Genomic DNA, 24150 nt, shown 5'->3' on the forward strand with positions numbered 1-24150 from the left:
CTTCGTTTCAATTCATGGGAGCGGCGTTTAATTTTTATTGCGGTTACCGTAATATCTTCTCCATCGTGACGATGATCAAAGGTGTCATCTGGGATTTAGGGTGGAAGACATCGAAGAATCGACGATGCAGAAAATTCGTTATTTGAATAAGCTGATCGATGAGGGGGGTAAAAGGGACGCGAAAGGTTCAGTTCCGTCCTTCCGCAAAACTAGTTCAATGGAAGCATAAATTTTCGTTTCTGTAAGGACATTCAACATAATTTCTTATCTTCCAAAGCATGGTCAACCTTGTTCTACATAATTTTTCAGTAGGTTACCAAGCAGATGGTTCCACCCCTCTTTATGGGACTGCTCCCAATCCTCTTCAATCAGACCAGATGCCGTATGAGTCAACTGGAGAGTCGTCGAGCCATGATCCTCCTTAAGACGATACGTATAAGCACTGTTCACCGCTCCCTGCATACCCAAATGACCGATCAGTCGAATTTCTTCTGGTGCATTCACATAATAGACATTTCCCCATACGGCTCCTTCATTATTTCCCCACTTCTCTAAAAACTGCCCTCCAAGTACTGGGTCTAAAGAAAGCTTAGATGGTTTCCCTTCCGGAGCTATCCGAAACTCCCACCAATCCTCAACATTTCCAGTCAATGCCTGGAACACTTGTTCACGCGAACCCTCAATCACAACTTCCTGTTCAATTTTAAATACGGTTGCTTGTTCATTTGCCTTCATTCCTTTTTCTCCTCCATTCTGTTCAACTGCCGATTTTACATTCAATAATGAATGGGCAGTCGAACCCATATATTGTCCTACCCAGCGTCTGTGCACTTCCTGTAAAGGAACAGCGTTTAAAAAGTTCAGCCTATATTTTCCTTGCCTTCGTACTAAAACCAAATGTGCTTCCTGTAATGTAGACAGATGTTTCATAATTGCATAACGGGAGACATCAGGAAAGTACTCATCCAAATCCCCAGTGGTTTTGGGGGCATGTCTTAGTAGATCCAGGATCTCCCTTCGAATAGGGTGGCCTAAGGCTTTGAATAAAATTGATAGCTTATCTTCCATAACAAAACCTTTCTATAGCGAAATTATCGTGAAATCTATCATGTGACCATATGGTAACATGAATAATAAATAATAACCAGCGGATTTTTCAAAATCAATGACACCATATACTAAGTGAGTATCTCGACATACGTTCGAAACCCTCACATTTATAAATGGTGCCCCTGACACATTTATCCTATTCATACTGGTGTGAAGCACAGAGGAAGGTCATTAGATTGGTGATAAATAAAAAAAGGAACTTCCTCTTATGGAAGTTCCTTTACTGATTGTATGACAGCCCAGTAAAATTCGTAGTCATAAAAACGGCAGACTCGGGCATTATCATTATTCTTTAAACGATGTAATCACCGTGGTGAGCAGAAGGTTCCTCCGTCTCGATGTTTTCATTATTGGAAAACAAACTTAGTCATACAGTGTGAAAATGTATTCTTCCACTTCTTCCCTACGAGCGTTAGCGAATCCTTTATCCTCACCCGTCATTTGAAATCCGTTTTTCTCCAAAACCTTTCGGGAACCAATGTTATCTTTGGCTGTTCTCCCCCTAAGCGGTCGAATCGAAACCGTCTTGAGGAATTCGCTTAGGGCGCGGCTCGCAATCCCTTTTCCCCAATACTTCTTATCAATCCAGTAAGTCACTTCCCACTCACCGAACTGTGTAAAGCATATGATGCTTCCCACTACGTCATCATTTATGGTGATCGTCCTTTTAATAATCCTGTCTTCACGAAGGATTTTGCTCCAATGTTTTATGTAACTCTCCCAATCATAGGGATCTTTTGCAGTGAAAGCCGCCATATGGTTGGCATCTCGATCCTTTTGAAATTCAAAGAAAAAATCCAGGTCATTCCGCTGCATTTCTCTTAAACTGATGTCCATGGGTACATCTCCTATCGTTAGTAAGACATAAGATGAAAAAATTATGAAGTCCTCAAAAACTATACTACTATGTATTTCAAAATGGCTCCACCTCTGCCTTAACCAAGTCAACCTTTACATAGTGAACATTCGGCAATCCCTATCTATACTTTAACCATAGCAAGGGAAATTAAATGGAACCTTAAGCCTTCATAAATAATTGTTAAAGCTACGATCGATAAATGAAAACTATAGCTTGCGCAGTGAACAAAAAACCCCACTTCCTGATTCAAATAAGGAAGTGGGGTTTATCGTTTTCTATTAAGGTTTCCGTAAAATCTTTCCCATCGCTTTCCCCTTGGCCAGCTCATCAATCAGCTTATCCAAATAGCGAATCTCCTGCATCAACGGCTCTTCAATCTCTTCCACCCTGACGCCGCAGATGACACCTTTGATCATCTTCCGGGAAGAGTTCAGTTCCGGGGCTTCCGCAAACAATGTTTCAAAGTCTGTCTTTTTTTCCAATAGCTCCTCTAACTGTTCTTGACTATATCCCGTCAACCAGCGAATGATTTCATCGACTTCCTCTTTCGTCCGCCCCTTTTTCTCTGCCTTCGTCACGTAATGGGGATAAACACTTGCAAAACTCATCGTATAAATCTTATGTTTAGCCACGACCCAACCTCCTTTTTTTACGTATCATCATCTCTATTCGTAAGTATATCACTTTACGTTTCATTTGACTTAGCTACCTTGAACGGGAAAAGATCATGATCACTTCACCGTAGAAAAGATATCTCTAATAGATGGGTACGATTTCTTGAGTCGTTCTTCATGAAGAGGTAAATCCCAGTTATCCCACGTGTAACGGGCTGGTTGATCAAACCCAAATGAGTCCACGATGTCCCCTTGTTCGATTACAGAGGCCGTGATATCCAAACCATCGATAGAAATAGATGAATCCAATCCATCCTCATAAAGATCACCGATAAACTCCTTCTGACTAGGATCCTTCGCATTTAAGAGCATCCATGGAAGACGGATTTCAAGAATTGCTGTCTCTTCTGAGAAATAATAATCGGCGAGAGAATCATAGTCTTCGGATTCAGGATCGCCGACCCCATAGCGCAGAACGCCTGTCTCATAAGAATCAAAAGGAAACTTTTCACCTGTATCCGGGCGGACCAGCCCCTTGTTAAGCGCGAGACGGATAGGGTGGAAATCTTCCTCCGCATAGGGATCCTCTGTCATCTTCAATTTTTCCACATAGTCATAATGAAACACATCGTAGTCGCGCGCTACTTCAATCTTCGCGTCTTCTTCCCCTGGAATGGTCACACGGAAATCAGAAACGAGTTTTTGACCATCCAGCTGAATCCCTTTGTCCGGTCGCACGCTGATATGGAATTGAACTTCTTTCTCTTTCCAAAAACCTTCCGTGCCGACTTTCGCTTTGAGATAGAGATACCGTTCATCATGATCAGCCATCAATGACTCGAGATCCCCTTTTCCATCTTCATAGAGGCTTTCTCCTTCTTCCCAATCATCCTTCCCATCGACTTTTACTTTCAGACGATCGAAGCTTAACAGTCCGAACTGCTGTTCATTGGTCTGCGCATTGGACCAGTACGGTCTGCGATCGGGATTGTCATAATCCATCGTATTCCACGTCCGTTTGAACCACTCATCCTGCCAGCTGAATACCAGACCACCGAGCAACTCTTCATGTAAGATATCCTCATACAACCGTTTGACGATTTCCCCTTGTTCTTTCTCTGAAATGAACCCCTGGTTCCAGCCAAAAGGATTTTCGTGCGTCTTCCCTCGCGAAGCCGGGATGCCGAATTCCGCAATCAAAATCGGAAGTTCGTGCGAGTCATGCAGATCTTTCAAGTATCCGGCATAGTTGTTCCTTTCCCCTCGGTGATCCTCAAACTCGGTATAAGATTCCTCAATGTTGAGAAAATCCGGGTAGTACGGATAAACGTGATAGGAAGCGAACATCCCTACGGCTTCCGCCTCTCCTTTTGGAAAGATATGATTCGGATCGATACTGGCCATATCCTCCTGTTCCAACGGTTCCGCCGGCTGATCCAAATTGTCCGTCGTGACCCAATTAGTGAAGCTCAATGGACGCATGCTTTGATACTCCTCGATTTCATAACTGGTAAGCACATCCATCTGTTCGGCAAGCCAGTATTCCATTGGACTTGCGCCTTCGGTCAGAGTATAGGTGCCTTCATAATCACCAAGATCTGGGTAATCCTTTTCCATCTGATCGACCATTTTAGGAAACCACTCGATTCCGATGATCCACCCAACCACATAAGGAGAGATGTCTTTCGTGTAAAGGCCGGACGCATGCCCGGTTTGTGCCGGTATTTTTGCTTCGCCATGGATGACATCCACGATTTTTTTCATTTCCTCCTGAAACGCTGTTGTACTTTCTTCATTAAAAGCATCCTCTGTCTCTTCTAAAGGTCCTTCATCAATCCAAACGCCATGAAACACATAAAGAGGCTCTTCGGCATCTGCATTGTATTCGGCCAAGGCTTCATAAAAACCGGGTGGGTGCAGGGTGTACACACGTATGGCGTTGGCGTTCATCTCACCGATCTGTTCAAACCAACGGGCGTATTCTTCTTTTTCAATCGCTGCTTCCCCGGGAAAATATCCAGGTTTCCCCATCCCGATATTGACGCCTTTCATCGTCATCGACTGCCACTCATTGTCTTGAAAAACTTCGATTTTTTGATCATGGACACGAGACGGATGAGAGATCTTTTCTGTCACCGCTTGATGCGCAGAAACTGTTTTTGTTTGCTCCTTCGTTGCAGCCGAGGAAAGAATGCTTTCCATCATGGGACGGTAGGTACTCCAAAAGAAGCTCTCTTCCGAGTCTGGTTGGAAGTTCGCGACCCACTCTCTCACCTTTGCAAAGCCTTGATACTGATAAATCGAAGGGACGTCTGATAGATCAGCGTAATCCCCGGAAAAATAATAGCGGTCTGATTCTTGTTCCTGATGATAGGTGACAGCGGGAAAGGTGGAAGGAATGCCATAGGTTTCAAGCTTCTCCTGCCCTTTGTCACTCGTTTGAATTTCGTATTCCGCCAAAACATCGGCTCCTTTTTGAGGCTCAAGGATATCGAACCAATAGAGGTAAGGGGTACTTTGCTGCAGGTTGAAGTGTTCTTCCCCTTTTTCATTAAAGAGGGCCAGGATCTTCGCCTCCTGTAAGTCTCCATCTTCTAAGGACAAAACAACAACCTCCCCTGAGAATTCATGGATGAGAACCACCCCTTCTCCTTCATAGGTCCACGTCTCTCCCTTTTCTTCAAAACGTGATACGACCCAAGCCGGGACTTCCCCACCTTCACTTAAATCCGGAAAATACCGGCCGATCCAGCCTTGCCAGTCCACCTTCAAAAAGTCGGTCACATCGTTCCGTACCGACTCGCTTGTTGGAGAGGCAAAGCTGTTGAACTCCATGATCAAATCCTTCCCGTTGGATTCGACCTGCTGCTTGATCTGCTGCCATTCATCCATCGCAAGGCCTCCCTCGATCAACTCAGGAGGTCCTTCATCAGTTTCCTCCGTCCAGGGGAGATCCTGCTTATATACTCCGTATGTATCAGCGACATAAATCAAGTCTGTCCCCCCGAGATCTTCTGGCAGCGGTTTTTCTTCTATGGTCTGCTTCTCTTCATCGGAAACTAAACCGTAGTAGTTCATAGAGTCATAGGATTTCTTCTCGTTGGTTTTGTATTTGTTATAATTCAACAGCCATGTCAGGCTTTTGTGTTCACGAGCGCTCTCATCCGGAACCGTTTTATCAAGAATCGTTACATCAAGTGATTGGGACGGCGAAAACAGCCAGATGACCCAGGGTAAGGCTAAAATAAAAAGTATGCTAAGAACAATCCATAGATTTTTTTTCATAAAATACCCCCGATTACAGGAAATTGATGCCAAGTTATGTTCATTATAATAGATAAGTAGAAGGATGAATATCTTTAATACCTTTTCGCCTGTATGATTAGGGGAGCCTGTCCTGGATCTTCCTCAATCCTTCTGGACAGGTGTCTATTTTCATAAAAAAAAAGCCAACATTAAATGTTGGCTTTCTCCTCAAGTAATTGCAAGGATTCGATGGCCCTGTGGAGGCTGCTGAAAGTGCTGATCCCTTTCATATCAATGCCCAGACTGACCATTGTCTGTACAATATCTGGACGGATGCCACTCATGATTCCATTCACACCCGTAAGTTTTAACGAATTGATCACTTTAAATAATTGATGAGCGACCATCGTATCAATGATACTCACACCGGATAAATCCAAGATAATCGTCTCAAGCTCGTATTCTTCCCCCTGCTTCAACGCATTCTCCATGAGGAGCTGTGCCCTTTTCGTATCTATTTCTCCAACAATGGGAATGACACCGACCGACTCTGTGACTCGAACGATAGGAACGGAAAGTTCATCCACTGCATAATTAGCCGTTTGTATGGTATTTTCAAAGTCATCCATATACGATTGACTGACAAATTGAACCGCTTGGTCAACCGCATGATTAAACGGAGTAAGGATATCATAAAAATCGTCAAAGGAAAGATTTTGTGTTTTTGCTTCGTCTTTGATAATCGCACCGATGACTTCTCTATACTCACTTATTTCTACCAGGGCTATGTTCAATGGTAACCTTAATTCTACAAGTTCACCTGACACACGATCGCTCCACTTTTCCAGATTCTGAGTAAACTCCTCGGAATCCTGGCTTAAAGAAGTGGCGTAGGCTTCAATTAATTCCATTCTCCAAGTAATTAATTGTTCCGAGACTCCCTTTCCTATTTCACTAGGTATAGCAACCGCACGGGCCAACTCTTCTTTCTGTTCCAGTATAGTAGTCGTTACAGGCGTTAATGTTGCTTGCTTTGCAGCCGTCATCTATTTTCCCCCTCAAAAAATATAACAAATCATATGAATCTATTTTAACTACCGAATGATATCCATTAATATATTACAATAATATGCGATAAATTTCGAGTGGGAATAAGAATTTTATAGTATAATGATACATCAGCTTTTTTAGTACTCAGCGATCTTCAAACAAAACTTGGCAGAGAGCATAAAGTCTATATAACATCCTATAGAAGAAGGACGGTCTATTAGGATTTTATTATGAATTTAATCATTTGCTAAATCTTATCCCCTTCCAATATGGACCGAATCATATGTTTGGAATCATATTCCTGCCTTGAGTGATAAACAATCATCGGTACTTTCGGAAATAATTCAGCATTTATTTCATCAACGTTGAGCCCTTTTCCATACAGGTGGTGAACTTGTTCCCTCAGCTCTTCTAAATAGTTAAGCTTTTCCCTCATGGCCGGTTTTCCGTTTTGTATGTAACCCGCATGCTGGCAGAACATGTCTTGAAAATCCAATTGAAGTACTTTTCTAAGCGATTGAATCATAACCGGGACAGATTCATCATCCATCATGACCTTAGGCTTTGGATGTAAAAACAGATCACCTGAAAACAGTCTCCCGTGCTGCTCGTCATATAAGACCACATGATTCTTCTCATGTCCTGGAGTATGTATGATTTTATATAAGTGATGATCGGACTCTATCGTTTCACCAAATGAGGAAGGTGAGAATGGCAGGCGTCTGCCCCATAATTTCTCCCTGTATAAAGGTAAAGTCGCTTCAACCTTACATTCAGGTATCGCTTCTTTCTTGATATATACAGGAAGATCGCATTCCTTTTGCAGCCACTTTGCTGTTCCTGTGTGATCTTCATGAGGATGGGTAAGGCTGACAAATTCGATGGGTGTTTGCTTAAAGAAAGCCTTGAAATCTTCAAGCATCCGTGATGCGCCCGTGTCAATCAACATTCCATCGATGTAATACATATAAACAGACATGGCAAAGTCTCCATATCTCACTTCTCCTAACACGGAGGTTACTTCTCCATGCTGATCGATTTTCATTTTAAAGCCCTCCTATAAGCGAAACGCCATGCTGTGATTCGATAATCCTAAAGCTTTTCCTGTTCTTCTCTTTCCCCGTCCTTTTTCTTCAATGTAAATTTCATGCCGGCCTCACCTGAAAAATCCACAAACAGCTTGGTCGCTCCTCCAGAATCAATGGCCCCTGCGATGTGTAACTCAATCGTATCCAGCTCAAACCCATGAAAGGAATTGACCAGTTCCGTCAGTTCATCCGGGAGAAATTCTAAATACTTTTCGCTGGATGTATTTGAGATTGATGCCTCTTTATGTTGATCAGGCAACATAAACGTAATCTTTTTTTCTTCACTCATTCCGCACACCTCCGACTTTAAGGATCATGGTACTTGGATGTAGATCTTAACTAACCCTTCCATTATTTCATTTTATCGTAAGAGCATTCTTCACAAATAAATGTCCCTTCGTTTCGTAAATAGGCCTTAATCTCTGTAAAACCTTTTCTCTTAGGGTAACGCATCTTCACAAAGACCACTTCATCCTCTTTGATTTCTTTTTCACAATACATGCATTGAGGTTTATCCCAGATCATAACAAAAATCCCCCTTAAGATACTTTCTATAATCGATACGAAAATCCTTTATAACCAAATTGAACGAGCTTCTCCTCTTTCTCACTCATGTAATGGTTTGATGAAAGACAAAGAACCCCAGGCATCTATCTTTTGCCTGGGGTCACTTAATAAAAAGGTGTACTAGCCAAACGAGTACCCATCAAATACCTTCAGCCCTTCGTCATTTAATACTTTACCAACGACTACAGGCTTAAGTGGGCTTTTAGCAAATACTTCTTTACAGGAAATCATAATGTTGTCCCCTGCAATATCTGCTAATTGATCGTGGGTAACGCTATAGACCATTTTACCAAGATTAGACCAAACCATGGCACCTGAACACATCACACAAGGCTCGCAGCTGGTGTACAGGGTGTATTCATTCAAATCAAATAGCTGGTTCTCTGAACAAAAATCTCGGATCAGCCCTATTTCTGCATGATAGGTAGGGTCGGAGTGGGTATGTACTTTGTTCTCTGCAACTTTTACAATATTATTGCCTTTAACTAGGATAGCGCCAAACGGTTCGTTTCCTTCTGCTCTCGACTTTGATGCTTGTTCGATCGCTATTTTCATGAAATATTCATCGTTGTATGTCATAGAAGCACTCCATTTCCTGTTGAATTCTTCTTCATTATAAATGGTGTGCAATTTTCTTGCCATCATGCTTGATCTATATACCCTTTAAATCAAATAAATTCCTCTACCCTTTGTCCTACACTCCATATTGAGCACATATCATTTACTGATGAATCCTCTGATATACAACCCTCTCTGAATCAACCACAAACCAGCCATTGATTGGCACTAGAGGTGGAGTGATCACTCTCATTCCTCCGATCAAGATGGAAGAACGAGTAGTTACTCAATCATTACTCTAAAGATAAGCAGCTGCCGTTTCACCAGAAAATATGTATAAAGTGATCCAAATCCTTCTTCTGAACGTTAACTAGGAAAATCATAAAAGAGGTGCTCATTATGGATAAAAAGATGGAATGGGGTTTACTTGGTGGAAGAATCGTGCTTGGGGTAATCATGCTGGCACATGGGATTCAAAAGTTTGGAGCGATAGGTGATACGATTGCTATGTTCGAGAGTATCGGTCAGCCTGCGTGGCTTGCGTACACAACAGCACTGATCGAAGGGGTCGGAGGACTATTCTTGCTTCTTGGAATTTTTGTCGTTCCTTCAGCCGTTTTACTAGGACTAACGATGGTAGGTGCCATTGTTATGGTAAAACTCCAGATGGGTTTAATCGGAGGGTTTGAATTTCCGCTGTCCTTGCTTGGTTTATCAATTATACTCGCTATGACGGGGAGTAGAAAATACGCGATTTCTGAATTAATTTCAAAAAAAATGAAATAGTAGGATCTCCACACGGATGTGGGGCAACCACATCCTAGGGTCTAACCCGTATGTATAGGCAGGGTGCAACTACTTCTCTCTAAGCGTATGGTAAATCCAATTTATAATTACTTGAGAATTTGCTAGGTAATTTGAACATATAATGTGACAATATGAACTTTTCCCATTAAACATTTCATGGAGCAGAATAGATGAATCCTGGCTTCCTTTTTGTTGATTTGCACTTACAGATCAGAATAAAGAGGTGTGACAATGGATCATTACAAAGGAACGCCGTCTCTTTGTCATGCGTTTGCGTCCATCATTGGCGGCTACACCATCCTACCCGTTACGCCACAATCCCCCTTCTGCACCGTTGGTCTAGCCCAGTGTATTGAGGTGAATATGTTAGGGAGATCGGCAGCTGATTCTACCATGGTGACGGATGCTTATTTTGACTTTGGGAATTTCGATGCGCAAGGAAAAGCTCTGATTATCGGACGTATCCCTGTTGAAGAGCGGAACATTGCATCCGTTACTGACATCTTGGTAAAGCAAGGGATTGTACACCATGTTGCCCATGGTTATTTATATAGTGAACCAAATCTCCCTGTTGTTTATGTCGCTAGTATTGAAAACCCAATCTTTTTTGCCTATCGCCTGTTACCTGTTTTGAATATATTGCCCGTTGGAACCGCTCATCGGTTTAATAAGCCTTTCTCTGTAAATATAAAAAATACATGCCAGCAGACGAGTAACATTCTGGGAGGTTTTCTAATCCCATATCCATCTCAGCAATCCTTCTGCAGTATCGCCATCCCTCAATACCATCCATTAAAGATATTAGGCCGGTGTGCCACCCAGTCCCCGACGGTGACAGATGGAATCTTTAGTTTTGTCAGTATGGACTCGCATGGGTACGCACTCAATATTGGGCGCATCCCTGTTCCATTTGAAGATGCAAATGTTGTCATGTCAGAATTAACACACCTTGGAATCTATTGTAACTTAGTCGACGGATTTCCTTGCAGTATGCCTATGCTCCCTTATGTATATGTTCAAAAAATTGAGGAGCCTGTTGTGTTTGCTAAGAACATTCGTCAAGTACTTTATGGCGTATAAATCATCTCCCACAAAAAATAACTCTATTAAATATTCTTTCAAAGATAATCTCGAAACAGAGCGTTCTACAAACCTGTGCGTTTCGTTAAGCCTTGAATACATGACAACCTCTATAGGATCGGGTGTTCATACCTACATCAATGAGGGCTTTTCATTAAAAAAACAAACAGCCTCCTACTAAGAAGGCTGTCCAATCACCTTTACAATTCTGAACGAACAGGCGGTCCGTATTCTTTTAACGTGCCGTTTTCTAGATCATCCACATGGTTGTATAGAATATCATCGATTTCACGCAGCTCATCGTTGGTCAACTGGAACTCGTCGGTTTCGTTGACACCATCCAGCTGAGATGGTTTACGCGCGCCCCATAAAGCAACATCTGCGCCTGGTTTATGGTCGAGCAGCCACCGAATCGAAAGCTGGATAATGTTACGGTCGCGTTTTTCAGCGAAATGTTGAAGTTCCTCCACCGCGTCAATCAGACTAGGGAAACGATCGCCCTGGAACAATTCAATATTACTTCTGAGATCATCATCCGGGAACGAGGCATCTTTGGAATACTTTCCTGTCAGCATGCCGTGCGCAAGGGATCCCCAGGATAACGTAGAGATTTCGTGGTTGTGGCAGTATTCAAACCACTCGATTAAGTATCGCTGCAGCATATTTAAATGCATCTGCGAGGTATGAATCGGGGCATATTTCTGCCACTCGTCCATTTGTTCAGGGCTGAAATTACTTACACCAATGGCACGGATTTTCCCTTGTTCATAAAACTCTTTCATCTTCTTCGCCGTCTTTTCGATCGATTCATCGGTATCCGGCCAATGGATTTGATATAAGTCGATATAGTCGGTTTGTAAACGATCCAGGCTTGCCTGCAGTTCTTCTTCCAAATGAGCAGGTCTACTATCCCGGTAGTTGCCGTCATCAGTGAAATCGATTCCGGCTTTTGTTGCCAGAACAAGGTCCTCCCGGTTTACCTCCGACTGAGCAATCGCTCTGCCAATCAATTCTTCGGATAACCCCTGCCCGTAGGCGGGTGCGGTATCGATCGTGGTCACACCTTTATCTATCGCTGTTTTTATCGTTTCAATCGATTGCTCTTCATCTGTACCGCCCCACCCGGTACCGCCGATGGCCCACGTACCCAGGGCAATGCGTGTGGCTTCGACGTCACTTCGTCCTAATTTTACTTTTTTCATGAAAAGTCCCTCCTTGTCCTAGACTTTTTCCTTTATGGAAGACAACGAAACTTTTGAATCGTCCAAAACAGATGACAAGCTTTTTTGATCTAAGCCAAATAGAAAAAACAGACGCCCTGATCAAAGGACGCCTGTTCTTTCATTAATATAGTTTTTTCAGAGCTTCTTTATCAAAAGCTAATAGCTCATCCGCTCTACCTTCATGGACTTTCTTCACCCACTCAGGATCCATCAATAAAGAACGGCCAATGGCAACAAGATCGAACTCCTCACGATCCAGCTTTTCCACTAAACCGTCCAGACTGGTTGTACCGGCACCGGAAAAGTCGGTGAAGACACCATCCAGGCCGACAGAACCGACAGAAATGACCGGTTTGCCTGAGAGTTTCTTCGTCCACCCCGCAAGGTTCAAGTCGGAACCTTCAAACTCTGGCTCCCAGAATCTGCGGGTCGAGCAGTGAAAGATGTCCACGCCTGCTTCAACAAGCGGCTGAAGGAAACGTTCAAGCTCCTCTGGTGTGTGGACCAGTTTCGCTTGGAAGTCGTTCATTTTCCACTGGGAAAAACGGAAAATGATCGGGAAATCTTCTCCGACTTCACGACGGCATGCTTCTACGATTTCAACGGCAAACTGCGTGCGCCCAACGAAATCCCCGCCATAACGGTCGGTGCGTTTATTGGTGTTTTCCCAGAAGAACTGGTCGATCAAGTACCCATGAGCTCCATGAATTTCAATCGCATCAAAACCGAGGCGCTTTGCATCCGCTGCCGCTTTGGCATAGGATTCTACTAAGCCTTCTACTTCCTCTGTAGTCAATGGTTCGGTCACCTTCTCCCCATCCAGGCTCAGGCCTGATGGACCCACCGGCATGGCCTCTTCATTTGGAAGGTCCCCTTTGCTGCGAGTCATTCCTACATGCCATAGCTGCGGAGCAATTTTACCGCCGGCCTCATGTACTTCTTTCACTACATTCGCCCAGCCGTTCAACGCCTTCTCTCCATGAAACACAGGAATATTCGCACCAGATACAGAAGCCGGATGGTCGATTCCTGTTCCTTCTGTAATAATCAAACCGACTTCATTCTCCGCACGTCTGCGGTAATAAGCCGCCACTTCCTCATTAGGAACGTTCCCAGGGGAGAACCCACGGGTCATCGGTGCCATCACAGTCCGGTTCGGAAGGTTTAATTTGTCACTCGTAAACGTATTAAATAAAGGTTTCGTTGTTGTTTGGTTTGTCATTGATCTGCCTCCTTCTTCAACGATGTCTGTCATTATTACAGATAAAAAAAGGAAACGAAAGAAATCTGTTTCGACTCAGCACATCCATTAAGTGTACGCTTAAAGAAAGAGTAAACGTAATCAAGATATTGCACGATCTCCTCTAATCCGTCGCAAAGGAGATAAAGTCAACAATATTTTGGTTGAGCAGACTCTTTCAAAATAAAAACCGCCCCCAAACGTTTTAAGAAACTTCTCTTGCTTGATTCAACCTCTTATTCAAATGCCTCCGCTGTCTTAATCAAGTCTTCTTTTGACACGTCAGTCTCAGACTGGTCACCCATGAATTTTAAAACATAATGGATGTCCTCTTCTTTCCATCTCAACGTTTGATCCCCTGAATCATGAGCAAAGTACGCCCCTGATACGCTGCCGATTTCTACGTCCTGATACTCTTCTTCAGAAGTTGAACTTACTTCGCCCCCATTTACAGTTAATAAACTTAGGTGTTCCTTTCCCTCTCCATAAAAGTCAAAGTTCAATGTATTCACGGACTGCTGCACTTCAGGAGGCTGACTGAAATCGGCTTGCTTCACTTCGAATGGCAGCTCGGTGGGAAGTTTAGGTTGAAAAGATACATCTCCTAGCTTTTGATTCAATTCTTTACTATCAAACCCTTGCAGTCCATCTTGAGAATTACATCCAAAAAGGACCATCGGTAAAGCGATGATAAATAATAATTTTTTCATGCAATCTTCCTTTCATGTTGATTCATGTTAAGTCCAGAGTTTTATTGGTTCATCTGCATCTGTTTGCTTTGATCATCATTACCTGTTTTTCCAAGATCATTTTTCCTCCTAACAGACAACGACAAAAGTGATAAGATCATACATCGTTCACTCTTATGTATCAAATCATATGAGAATATTCACCTCTTTTTCTTCCATACTCCTTTTCCATATCCAACAGCAAGAACACTACATAGGCTACCGACCAATAGGATTATTGCAGTCATGATTTACCTCCAAAACGAAACGTTAAATGAATAGTCAGTCCATATACTATACGATTAATGATCGGTAACGTTTCAACTAACCTACAAAACCATCACTTTATTTAAACCTAGGCAATCAACCGGATAGGCTCAATGATTATTTGGACTCTCTGAAAAATGATCTACTATAACCCCCCTGATTTCTACCCAAGGTCTCATCATTCTTATTAAATTAAAAAATCGGTGCCTGCCCCCGCTCCTTTACTACTGTAAAAGAGCATGGGGGTGGCACCGATTCTGAACAACCATCATGCAGTGGCCTGTTGTGGTTTCTTTGTCAACGTAAAAAAGATCACAGCACCAATGGAAGCTGTCGTAAATAAGATCGCTCCCATCGGTACAGCTGTCGTCTCATTAAGACCCACCAGCGGAGAAACCGTTGCACCAAACAATAATGGCAGCATTCCGAGCACTGCACTGGCACTTCCTGCCCGGTGCCCCTGATGCTCCATCGCCAAGGTAAACGTACTCGTCAAAACCATCCCCATGGCGGTCATGTAGATGAAGATAGGAATAACGATGGCATACAAAGGTCCTTCGACCATTGTCATCACTAAAAGGAAACCCGTTGCACTTACGGCAACAAGTACAGCCGTCCGCAGGAGACTTCTTTCATGGAAAATTCCTCCGAGACGACCGACTAAAAAGCTCCCTGTAATGATTGCGAGGCCATTGATCCCAAATAAAATACTAAACGCTTGAGGAGACACGCCGTAGATCCCTTGATAGACAAACGGCGTTCCCGATACATACGCAAAGCTCCCGCCGTGGACAAAACCGATCGTGAGCGCGTACCCGATGAACGAACGGTCCTTCAGCAGACGGCCGATGGTCAGAATCGATTCTTTTACAGAGCTTGGGATCCGCTTCTCTACAGGAAGGGTCTCCGGTAATTTTCCTGCGACTGTCAAAACGATCGCGATCCCTACGATACTCAAAAAGAAGAAAATCGTTTCCCATGTCGCGAAAGGTAGAAGCAGGATTGCCCCACCCGTCATCGGGGCGATCATTGGTGCTGTTGCATTGATCACCATCAGTAAGGCGAAGAATTTCGTCAGCTCTCTTCCTGAAAACACGTCACGCACGACCGCTCGTGAAAGGACGACACCCGCAGAAGCCGTGAATCCTTGAAGGAAACGAGCAATCACGAGCACAAGGATATTCGGGGCAAGCGCACATAGGAACGAAGCCAGCGCAAAGAGAGACAGGAAAACGATGAGTGGCCTCCTCCTCCCCTGTGAATCACTGATCGGACCTACGACGATTTGACCAACGGCAAGACCAATCAAGCACGTCGTCAAACTAAGCTGGACGAGAGATGCATTGGTTTCTAAATCAGAAGCGATGCCCGGAAAGCTGGGCAGATACATATCAATGTTCAATGGACCTAGAATGCCCAACATCCCAAGTAAAAAGGCGAGACCTATTCTTTCTTTCCCTTTTGGATTATGTAACATCGTTCAACACCTTCTTCTATTCAATCTACAACCTAAGAGCTTCTTGAATATCATCCCCAAGTTCTTCAGGCTGTTAAACTACTAATTTTATCTTCATTCATTCTTGAAGTCTATCCCTGCGCAAAAAAATCTCTGTCCGGTTCGGAGCAAAGAGATTCTCTCTTCAACCATAAAGAAGCGCCAATCGTCACGATTGGCGCTTCTTGTTCCATACTTTTCTTCTATTCTGAGGGATGACTCCCCTCTCTGTATCCTTATCTACTTTACCATTGATCATACGCATCATTGGTTATCGAGGACAAGAAGTACAAACATCCATGATCGATTTACCTGCGCTCCGAGGAAAGAAAACGTTTGAATCTTGGAATACTACGATCATCCCTATCGTCCAATCTTGGGACGAAGGATGTCCTTAGATTTGTAGAGGACTTCAATATGTGTCCCCTCAACCGTATAATGATCCCCATCGAGCAAGAACACACTTTCTTGAATAGCATCCCCGTCTCCCTCATTCGTATAGGCAGCAGCGGTGACCTCGCCATCCACCCACGCTCCCGTTCCTGTATAGGGGACAACTTCCAAGTATTTGATCGATTCTTCCCCCGTCCCTGCGATGACTGTCACATCGATGTTCCGCTGATCAAGGATTGAGCGTTCAGCATTCAACGAATCGAGAAAAGCATTGGTCGTCTTCATATGAGTGTAAGGAAGAAGAGCCCGGTTGTTACATTCCTTCATAATTAAATAATTCTGGTAATCGCTCCCCGGCACGATATCTAATAAGCCCGGAAAATGCCTATGGATCACGTCCATCTGGCTCCCCTTGTAATGATGTCTCAGATACTCCAAGTACCACCGCATGTAAAAGTGCACGAAGTTGATTTTACCCTTTTCTCCTGTGGGCAGTTCTCCTCCTGCCCAATAGCTATAGTTCGGCGCAGAGCCAGCATTAGGGGTACAAAGCTGGATCAGCTGATCGACATCATTCTGGTATTCGTCCCCTTGCACATACGCTCTCGCGACTAAACCTCCCATGCTGTGACTGATGAGGTTCACACGTTCCGCTCCTGTCTGCCGTTTAGCCATAGTCACCGTTTTTGCCAAGTAATGGCTCGCGGAATGTTCGATCTTCTGACTCCAGTCATAAAAGCAGATGAACAGGTTTTCACCCCTACGGTACCCCATCGTTTCCAACATAAGAACAAACGGTTCATAGACCATCCCGGCAAGACCAAAACTCCATCCGCCTGTTCCAGGAATGATCTCATTACTCATTGATCCAAATAACCCCGGGATTACAATTAAGGGAGTGTGATCTGTCCTCATTGTTTCTCCTCCTATCCATCACTTTTTAAACTATATGAAAAGCAGAAGGGAAACATTTTTACAAAGCTGGTCATCAGGCTCACTAGATTATACTCGCATGATCTATTTACTTAGCCACTTACATGTCCATGAAAAGATTCAATGATGAGGGGATGATGGAACTTTACTCTTCAATTCCTCGACTTCCGTACGAAGCCGCTCCAATTCTCCAAGTAATTCCATCACCATGTCATCGCTCTTACATAATTCGTTCCCTAGAGCGGTGATCGTCTCCTCTTCCCATGCAAAAGGATCTCCTTGTTCAGGTGTGATTGGAATATCTTCATAAATGAGCCCTTCCTCTTCTGTCGGTGTAAAGAAGATCGCAACTTCACACATCCCATCCCCGGCCGAAATCCGCTTACGTAAGTTCACTTTTCCGTACCCCATTCTTCTGGATGCGATCCCACCAAAAACACTGGACGTCATCATACATAAATGAGGAGCATCGTGCACAGCCCCCCCAAAGGGACAGGCGGATGCTTTTACAATGACATGATCTTCATAGACTTCAGAGATCTCAAAATGGCCACCGATTGAATTTTTCAAGTCGACGATTACATGGGCATATTGATCCGGTGTCCACGCTTGTCCTTTCTCATCGTAAAAGGTTTCAAACCATTCCCCCGTTTTGATTCCTAATTGGCGGATATATTCCTCAGCTTTAGATCCAACCGTACGGCTGTGCAGGTAAGCGTATTGTGCAATGAGTTTCGACAAGAATATCGTCCCTGAAAGTTTCATCGGCTTCTTCATTGCAATCTCCTCTCTCCTATTTTCTTTATTTTTATTATAGATGATAGAGGAGGGGGTTCCTAATAAAAAAAAACGACAGATTTCTCATATGTAGTTGGTATCGGCCCATCACAAAAAAGCCGCTCCATGTTTACCCTACACGAAACGGCCTGTTGATTATTTGGTTGTTTCATAATACTCACGCACGAGCGCTTCCATGACCTCATTCGTCCTGAGAGCAGTCTTACCTGTGCTTGGACACATCCCTTCCCCCAGCAATTCATGGACGATTGTCTGGATGTGATGATATTGAATATGTTCAGGGTGCTCCACATCGTAGGATCCTTCACCAGATTCCGATGAGAGTAGAATCGGCTTGTCATCAAACGTAGAAAATTGAATTTCTCCTTTCGTCCCGACGATGCGGTTATCGTCCTCTTTTTTATAGGAAGAGAAATTCCATACTCCTGTGCCGACAGCGCCGCTTTCAAATCTCCATACTCCACTTACGGTGTCCTCCGCAGGATAGGAATCGGCCAGATTATAGGCAGAGCCTTTTACATCTTTCAACGGTCCGAGTAAAAAATCAAATAGATCCAGCGTATGAGAGCCTACATCGTAGAATAACCCGGCCCCGCTTGTTTCCGGGATCACTCGCCAAGGCCAATTCCCGTCCTCATCTTTTTGAACGATCGGTTGCGTCTGCTGAATTGATACAAACCGAACCTCTCCAATGGAGCCGTTCTCAATCAACTCTTTTACTTTAAGAAATCTTGGAAGAGACCTTCGATAGTAAGCGACGAATAATGGGACCCCATACTTTTCGCAGGCGTGCACCATCTCCCTGCATTCTTCTGAATTATTCGCCATCGGTTTCTCCACGTACACCGGCTTCCCAGCTTCGGCTGCCATGAGTGTATATTTTTTGTGGGTGGAAGGAGGTGTGGCAATATAGATCGCGTCCACTTCGTCATCTTCAATTAACGCTTCCGCCTGATCATACCATTTAGGGACACCGTGGCGTTCGGCATAGTCTTTCGCCTTTTCCCCATTCCTTCTCATCACAGCTTCAAGGCTGCTGTGATCGACTTTCTGAAAAGCGGGTCCACTTTTAACTTCTGTAACATTTCCGCAGCCGATGATTCCCCATCGTATGTGGTTCATCTCATTTCCTCCTTTTCCCTTTAAGGGTTTTACTATCTAAAGGGCGATACCCCCCTAAAGGGGAGACTGACACTAAATAACTCAAAGATCAATATACCAGGGGACTAACAACCAAAAAAGAAGGTTCACGAATGAACCTTCTTTTCGAGACTGCCTATACACAATCACTTCCCGCTCTCCAACCTGTCGAGCAATTCTTCCAGGTTTGGATCACTGATATAGTTTTCAATCGTAATAATCTCTTTATCCTGGTGCGCGTGTTTCGCCCGGTCATAGAGATCTTTATGAACGACGATAATGTTCGAATCTTGTGGGGCATCTTCAATTCTGTAGTGTTTGACTTCCATTCCTTCGATTCCTCTTTTTTGCAATTTCTTCCTGAAGGTCGTGGCACCCAGGGCACTACTTCCTGCACCTGCGTCACACGCGAAGGAAATTTTATCAATCTTTTCTTCCTTTTTACTGCTGCTTGCCACTTGTTTTCCTTGCTGCTTCATCGCTTTCGATTTTTCGATGGAATCAGAAAGTTCATCTTCTTCCTCATCTTTATTCTTCTCCATTTTCAAAATCAGTGATGTGATCAAGAAAGTCACAGCCGCAGCAGCGAGAACGCCGGCGATGATGCCAATAAAGCTTCCTTTAGGAGTGAGTCCCAGGTAAGCAAAGATTGAGCCTGGGCTTGGTCCTGCAACGAGCCCTGCATCAAAGACGCTGAACACGGCGATCCCTGTCGCACCCCCGGCGATCATACCGATGATTGTAAGGGGTTTCATTAATACGTAAGGGAAGTATAGTTCATGGATACCGCCGAAGAAATGGATAATGATTGCACCTGGTGCGGTCCGTCGAGCCGTCTTTTTACCGAAGAAAGTAAACGCCAGCAGCAAGCCAAGGCCTGGTCCTGGGTTGGATGCGACAGTAAAGTAAATGGACTTGCCTGCTTCAGCTGCCGCCTGCATGCCGAGCGGGTAATAAATCCCTTGGTCGATCACGTTATTCAGGAACAATACTTTTGCCGGTTCGTTAATCACAGAAAGCAAAGGCAGTAGCCCTGTAGCCACCAAAGCTTCAATGGCTGAAGTAACAAAGTTGTTCGCCGATTCGATCACTGGACCGATAAACAGGAACGATACGATCATTAACAAGAATCCTAGAATACCAAGGGAGAAGTTGTTCACAATCATCTCAAACCCGGCAGGAATTCTGTTTTCAACGGCACGGTCAAATTTCTTTATGATCAAGCCGCCTAATGGACCGATCACCATCGCGCCTAAGAACATAGGAATATCGGATCCGACGATCAAACCAATAGCCCCGATCGCCCCCATGACAGCTCCTCGTTGGCCCCCGACCATACGTCCGCCGGTTATGGCGAGAAGCAATGGAAGTAAGAAGGTAATGGCTGGACCGACAATTTGCGCCAGCTGCTCATTAGGGATCCATCCTGTCGGAATAAACAAAGCGGTCAACAGACCCCAGGCGATAAATGCGCCGATGTTCGGCAAAACCATATTGGTTAAAAAGCCGCCGAAAGCTTGGACTCTGGCCCTTGCCGAAGGACGTTTCATGTCTACTACATTGCTCTCTGTTGTTGCCTTAGCTGGACTTGCCATCTTTCTCATCCCTTTCAAATGTTAATTATGAAAAATCATCGATTACGATCAAGAGACTGGACTTATTCTACCGTTTGAAGCAGATCCAGGATTTCCTGTTCACTGTTCGATTGTTCCAGTTTTTCTCTAACCTCATCTTCGATCAGCAAGGAAGATAAATCAGAAATCAAGTCTAAGTGGCCGGAGGTATCTTCAGCAGCTAGTGTGAACAGAAGATTGACCTTTTTGTTTTCAGGAAACGGTACAGCCTCTTCCAACTTCAGAAGCGCAATCCCTGTTTTTTTGACAACGCCATCTTCATTTTTGGCATGAGGCATAGCGATTCCTGGAACGATGACGATATACGGTCCATTTTCGTGAACGTTTTGAATCATATCCTCGACATATTTAGGAGTGATCGATCCATCATCCAGCAAAGGAGCTGCTGATTCTTTGATCGCTTCCTCCCATGTACTTACAGAATTCAAGAAATGAATATTTCCTTTTAATTGTTGGCTTAGCATATTGTCAGCACCCTTTCCATTCAGCTTTTTAGCGGTTGTTCTTGTTTCAATTGCATATAATGATTCTTGATTTTCGATACAATGGTATCATCATTCCATTCAGTGAAATGAGCGATGGCCGCTTCGACTCCTTGATCTTCCCTATAATTTTGAAGCGTCACGGATTCCTCATCTTCAGGGTTATCAAATAAAAGCGCGGCCGCGATCGCAGTGGTCAGGTTTTCAATCGGCAGGCCTAAATCATTAAGAACTTTGGCTGGTTTGACTAACCGTTCCTCTGACCCGAGCTTCCGGATCGGTGCTCTTCCCACACGGAAAACATCGTCGCTGATGTTCTCATTTTTAAAGCGATTGATGGTTTGTTCCATAAACGCTTCCAACCCCTCTTCGTCCATATCATGGATGTGGGTGAAATAGCGGGCAGACTCATGAAGGGCTCCTCTTAAGAACTCTTCCAGCTTGGCATCCTTTAATGCCCGTTGAATGGTTGGATAACCTTTCAAATACCCCATGTACGCTGTGGCCGCGTGCCCCATGTTCACCATGTACAACTTGCGCTCAATATGGGGTTTTAACGTGTCCACGTAGACGGCATTTTTCACTGGAGGTAGATCTTTATTCACCATCTCAGAACGGTTGATGATCCATTCATAATAAGGTTCAACAAGGGCGACCTCCTCTTCCCTCCGTTTTTCAGATAGCGAAAGACGGTCAATCGCGGAGTTCGGAAAACCAACGCAAGATAGGATTTCATCCATTTGTTGTTCAGAAACTATTTTTTTCACTTCTTCTTTCAGTTGAGAAGAAGCATTGATGGTATTTTCATTGGCCATCACATCAATGAGAGGTTTGCTCTGCTGCTTTCTTAACAAAAGTCCTCTAGATAAGATCGGAGCAATTCTTGAAAGATTCTGTGCTCCTACAGAAGTCGTAATGAGATCCGCTTCTAAAATAGCTTCGATGATTTCATTCTGAGCACTTGTATGCAGGGCTCTCACAGGAGAAACGGTCTCCTGTGTGTGGTTTTCATCCAATAACTCAATCACATACTGTTTGTTATCATTGATGCTTTCGACCAGCTGGTGGTCTGCATCCACAAAGCAGACTTCATATCCCGTCTTGTTCAGGAGATATCCGATTAAGCCTCGCCCGATATTCCCCGCTCCAAAATGTAGCGCTTTCATTTGTGGACCTCCTTTACGTCAGGTTTTCTCCTTCGTCCATTCGTCAGCAAACCATAAAAACCAGTATAATAGGACAATGGATGAGCGTCTATAGAGAAAAAAGAAAAATACCCTTTTTGTATAAATTTACATATTTTCTCAACTGCTTCATGATTGATTGAGGACTCGCTTAAGGATTAGGATTCCATGGCCTCCCCCTCTGATCTTCTTTCCTCTATCAAAGGGGCTTGGAATTTCAATACGTCTACTATTCTAAGTTCGCGTGGTATTCCCAAAGTGAATGCAGTTCGATGTTTTCTTTTTTGACGATCATTAACGCGATGGTATCCCCTAATAGAAGAAGACTTTGTTCAAATAGACTCTTCATTGGCTGATAGGATTGCACTTCTTCATCTGTTTCTGGATTCGAACTTATAGGGAGTCGAACGAACGCATCGGCGTATTGACTCATGGAACTATTCGGATTCGTCCCGATGTGGGCGACAGTTGCGTTCAGTTCTTTCGCTTTTTTTGCAATAATGAGAGGAAAAGCTGTTTCTCCGCTGCCAGATCCAACGATCAGCAGGTCCTTCTCCGTCATAGCCGGTTCTGTGATCTGACCTACCACGTAGGTTTGAACACCGAGATGGGCTAACCTTTTGGCGATGGATTTTAATGATAAAAGCACTCGTCCGACACCTACGAAGAATACTTTTTCTGCCTGGTTGATCTGCTCGATCAACTGTTCAATTTCCTGGCTGTCCACGTTGTTCAATGTGGATGTAATTTCATTGGTAATGACTCCTGCTGCTTCCTTATAGTTAACCATTGATTCCAACCTCCTCTTGTAATCCTTCTTGTATCAGTGATTCCATCAATTTTTTGTTATCTTTCAAGCTATTACTCTTTTCAAACAAACTTGTGCTTCCTGCAACTAGGATGTCCGCCCCTGCTCTGACCAGTGTCGGAATTGTATTCAAGGACACGCGTCCGTCCACTTCAATCTTCGTATCCAAATCTTTGAAACGGATCAGCTTAGCCAAATCCTCTACTTTTTTCGTTGCATACGACACTTGCTTTTCACCTTTATCTGTTGCAAATCCAGGGTTGATCAGCATCAACAGGACCGTGTCTACTTGCGGCAACACATAATCCAGGACCGATAATGGTGTGGCTGGGTTCAATGCGATCCCCACTTTGGTGTCATGCTTTTTAATCAAATTGATGTAACGATCAAGGTGGAAGCTTGTCTCCACATGGAAGGTGATTTGTTCGACCCCGATCCGCAGCATCTCTTGTATAAAGAATTCATTCGTGTTGGCCATTATATGAACATCGAATTTCATATCCGTTATTTTTCTTAATTGTTCAATGGTATTGATTCCTAAAGGCATGCTTGGGCTGAAGGTTCCGTCGATCATATCAATGTGTAACGTATCCAATCCTGCTTCTTCAATCTCTCTGACACTCTTCTCAAGATTGCAGAGATCCGCACACATGATGGACGGTGCAATCGTTATATTTCTTTGCATGTTTGTGCCTCCTTGTTTGTGTTTATGCGCCTTTGTCAAAATATTAAGGCATAAACAAGAAAATGTAAAGCGTTTTCTTGCGTGTTTTTGCTTTTATTTGCATCTTAGTGCTGTTTTGAGATTTGTGAAAGCTGAGATCCGTGATATACTGGAAGAAATCA

General features: G+C 43.8%; 23 protein-coding genes and 1 pseudogene. 3 read left to right on the forward strand and 21 right to left on the reverse strand.

Translation table 11 applies throughout. From position 1 onward, the window contains the following. Positions 1–71: 71 nt before the first annotated feature. Positions 72–229 (forward strand): annotated as a pseudogene (locus HFA01_RS04250) (DUF2200 family protein); the annotation flags it as partial. A 53-nt stretch (positions 230–282) separates the two neighbouring features. Here HFA01_RS04250 and HFA01_RS04255 read toward each other — a convergent pair. From HFA01_RS04255 to HFA01_RS04295, 9 genes are all read right to left on the reverse strand, one after another. Beyond that, positions 283–1068: an SRPBCC domain-containing protein gene (locus tag HFA01_RS04255; RefSeq protein WP_146813562.1), complete on the reverse strand. Its 786-nt coding sequence runs from the start codon at positions 1066–1068 to the stop codon at positions 283–285. Between the two features lie 405 nt (positions 1069–1473). Beyond that, the gene (locus HFA01_RS04260; RefSeq protein WP_146813564.1) at positions 1474–1947 is read right to left on the reverse strand and encodes a GNAT family N-acetyltransferase; all 474 of its coding nucleotides are present in this window, start codon (positions 1945–1947) and stop codon (positions 1474–1476) included. A gap of 300 nt (positions 1948–2247) precedes the next feature. Beyond that, positions 2248–2601, reverse strand: a complete 354-nt coding sequence (locus tag HFA01_RS04265; protein WP_146813566.1) for a DUF2200 domain-containing protein — start codon at positions 2599–2601, stop codon at positions 2248–2250. 99 nt (positions 2602–2700) lie between these two features. Continuing rightward, positions 2701–5868 carry a hypothetical protein gene (locus HFA01_RS04270; protein ID WP_146813568.1) on the reverse strand — a complete coding sequence of 1056 codons (3168 nt, stop codon included), beginning with the start codon at positions 5866–5868 and terminating at the stop codon, positions 2701–2703. A 170-nt stretch (positions 5869–6038) separates the two neighbouring features. Then, the gene (locus tag HFA01_RS04275; protein WP_146813570.1) at positions 6039–6875 is read right to left on the reverse strand and encodes an STAS domain-containing protein; all 837 of its coding nucleotides are present in this window, start codon (positions 6873–6875) and stop codon (positions 6039–6041) included. 251 nt (positions 6876–7126) lie between these two features. After that, positions 7127–7924: an MBL fold metallo-hydrolase gene (locus HFA01_RS04280; RefSeq protein ID WP_146813572.1), complete on the reverse strand. Its 798-nt coding sequence runs from the start codon at positions 7922–7924 to the stop codon at positions 7127–7129. 47 nt (positions 7925–7971) lie between these two features. Continuing rightward, positions 7972–8256, reverse strand: coding sequence for a hypothetical protein (locus tag HFA01_RS04285; protein WP_146813574.1), 285 nt, complete (start codon positions 8254–8256; stop codon positions 7972–7974). A gap of 62 nt (positions 8257–8318) precedes the next feature. Continuing rightward, on the reverse strand, positions 8319–8492 hold the full coding sequence (locus HFA01_RS04290) for a Fe3+ hydroxamate ABC transporter substrate-binding protein (protein WP_146813576.1): 174 nt from the start codon (positions 8490–8492) through the stop codon (positions 8319–8321). 162 nt (positions 8493–8654) lie between these two features. Beyond that, positions 8655–9113 (reverse strand): nucleoside deaminase, encoded by a 459-nt coding sequence (locus HFA01_RS04295; RefSeq protein ID WP_146813996.1) that lies wholly within the window; start codon positions 9111–9113, stop codon positions 8655–8657. Between the two features lie 378 nt (positions 9114–9491). Between HFA01_RS04295 and HFA01_RS04300 the strand changes: the two genes are divergently transcribed. Both HFA01_RS04300 and HFA01_RS04305 read left to right on the forward strand, forming a co-directional pair. Further along, on the forward strand, positions 9492–9878 hold the full coding sequence (locus HFA01_RS04300) for a DoxX family protein (protein ID WP_146813578.1): 387 nt from the start codon (positions 9492–9494) through the stop codon (positions 9876–9878). A 252-nt stretch (positions 9879–10130) separates the two neighbouring features. Beyond that, positions 10131–10979 (forward strand): hypothetical protein, encoded by an 849-nt coding sequence (locus tag HFA01_RS04305; protein ID WP_146813580.1) that lies wholly within the window; start codon positions 10131–10133, stop codon positions 10977–10979. A 200-nt stretch (positions 10980–11179) separates the two neighbouring features. On the opposite strand, the gene HFA01_RS04310 is transcribed toward HFA01_RS04305, so the two are convergent. The 12 genes from HFA01_RS04310 to HFA01_RS04365 form a co-directional block, all read right to left on the reverse strand. Continuing rightward, positions 11180–12181, reverse strand: a complete 1002-nt coding sequence (locus HFA01_RS04310) for an aldo/keto reductase (RefSeq protein WP_146813582.1) — start codon at positions 12179–12181, stop codon at positions 11180–11182. A 142-nt stretch (positions 12182–12323) separates the two neighbouring features. Next, positions 12324–13424, reverse strand: a complete 1101-nt coding sequence (locus tag HFA01_RS04315) for an NADH:flavin oxidoreductase (RefSeq protein WP_146813584.1) — start codon at positions 13422–13424, stop codon at positions 12324–12326. A 254-nt stretch (positions 13425–13678) separates the two neighbouring features. Then, entirely contained in the window at positions 13679–14152 is a 474-nt protein-coding gene (locus HFA01_RS04320; RefSeq protein ID WP_146813586.1) for a hypothetical protein, read from the reverse strand. Between the two features lie 553 nt (positions 14153–14705). Beyond that, on the reverse strand, positions 14706–15914 hold the full coding sequence (locus HFA01_RS04325; protein WP_146813588.1) for a Bcr/CflA family efflux MFS transporter: 1209 nt from the start codon (positions 15912–15914) through the stop codon (positions 14706–14708). A gap of 381 nt (positions 15915–16295) precedes the next feature. After that, positions 16296–17240, reverse strand: coding sequence for an esterase/lipase family protein (locus HFA01_RS04330; RefSeq protein ID WP_146813590.1), 945 nt, complete (start codon positions 17238–17240; stop codon positions 16296–16298). A 138-nt stretch (positions 17241–17378) separates the two neighbouring features. Next, complete coding sequence (locus tag HFA01_RS04335) at positions 17379–18035, reverse strand: methanogen output domain 1-containing protein (protein WP_246139269.1); 657 nt, start codon at positions 18033–18035, stop codon at positions 17379–17381. Positions 18036–18191: 156 nt separating this feature from the next. Beyond that, positions 18192–19178, reverse strand: a complete 987-nt coding sequence (locus HFA01_RS04340) for a Gfo/Idh/MocA family protein (protein WP_146813594.1) — start codon at positions 19176–19178, stop codon at positions 18192–18194. Between the two features lie 164 nt (positions 19179–19342). Next, positions 19343–20791 carry a PTS mannitol transporter subunit IIBC gene (locus tag HFA01_RS04345; RefSeq protein ID WP_281290444.1) on the reverse strand — a complete coding sequence of 483 codons (1449 nt, stop codon included), beginning with the start codon at positions 20789–20791 and terminating at the stop codon, positions 19343–19345. A 62-nt stretch (positions 20792–20853) separates the two neighbouring features. After that, positions 20854–21294 carry a PTS sugar transporter subunit IIA gene (locus HFA01_RS04350; protein ID WP_146813596.1) on the reverse strand — a complete coding sequence of 147 codons (441 nt, stop codon included), beginning with the start codon at positions 21292–21294 and terminating at the stop codon, positions 20854–20856. Positions 21295–21314: 20 nt separating this feature from the next. Further along, complete coding sequence (locus HFA01_RS04355) at positions 21315–22478, reverse strand: mannitol-1-phosphate 5-dehydrogenase (protein ID WP_146813598.1); 1164 nt, start codon at positions 22476–22478, stop codon at positions 21315–21317. Between the two features lie 247 nt (positions 22479–22725). Continuing rightward, positions 22726–23286, reverse strand: a complete 561-nt coding sequence (gene hxlB, locus HFA01_RS04360; RefSeq protein WP_146813599.1) for a 6-phospho-3-hexuloisomerase — start codon at positions 23284–23286, stop codon at positions 22726–22728. Continuing rightward, on the reverse strand, positions 23279–23989 hold the full coding sequence (locus tag HFA01_RS04365) for a ribulose-phosphate 3-epimerase (RefSeq protein WP_146813601.1): 711 nt from the start codon (positions 23987–23989) through the stop codon (positions 23279–23281). The genes hxlB and HFA01_RS04365 overlap by 8 nt, the downstream gene beginning before the upstream one ends. Between the last annotated feature and the right edge of the window lie 161 nt (positions 23990–24150).

Origin of the sequence: Halobacillus faecis (genome assembly GCF_007991335.1) — a bacterium.
In the GTDB taxonomy this organism is placed as follows: Bacteria; Bacillota; Bacilli; order Bacillales; family Halobacillaceae; genus Halobacillus; species Halobacillus faecis.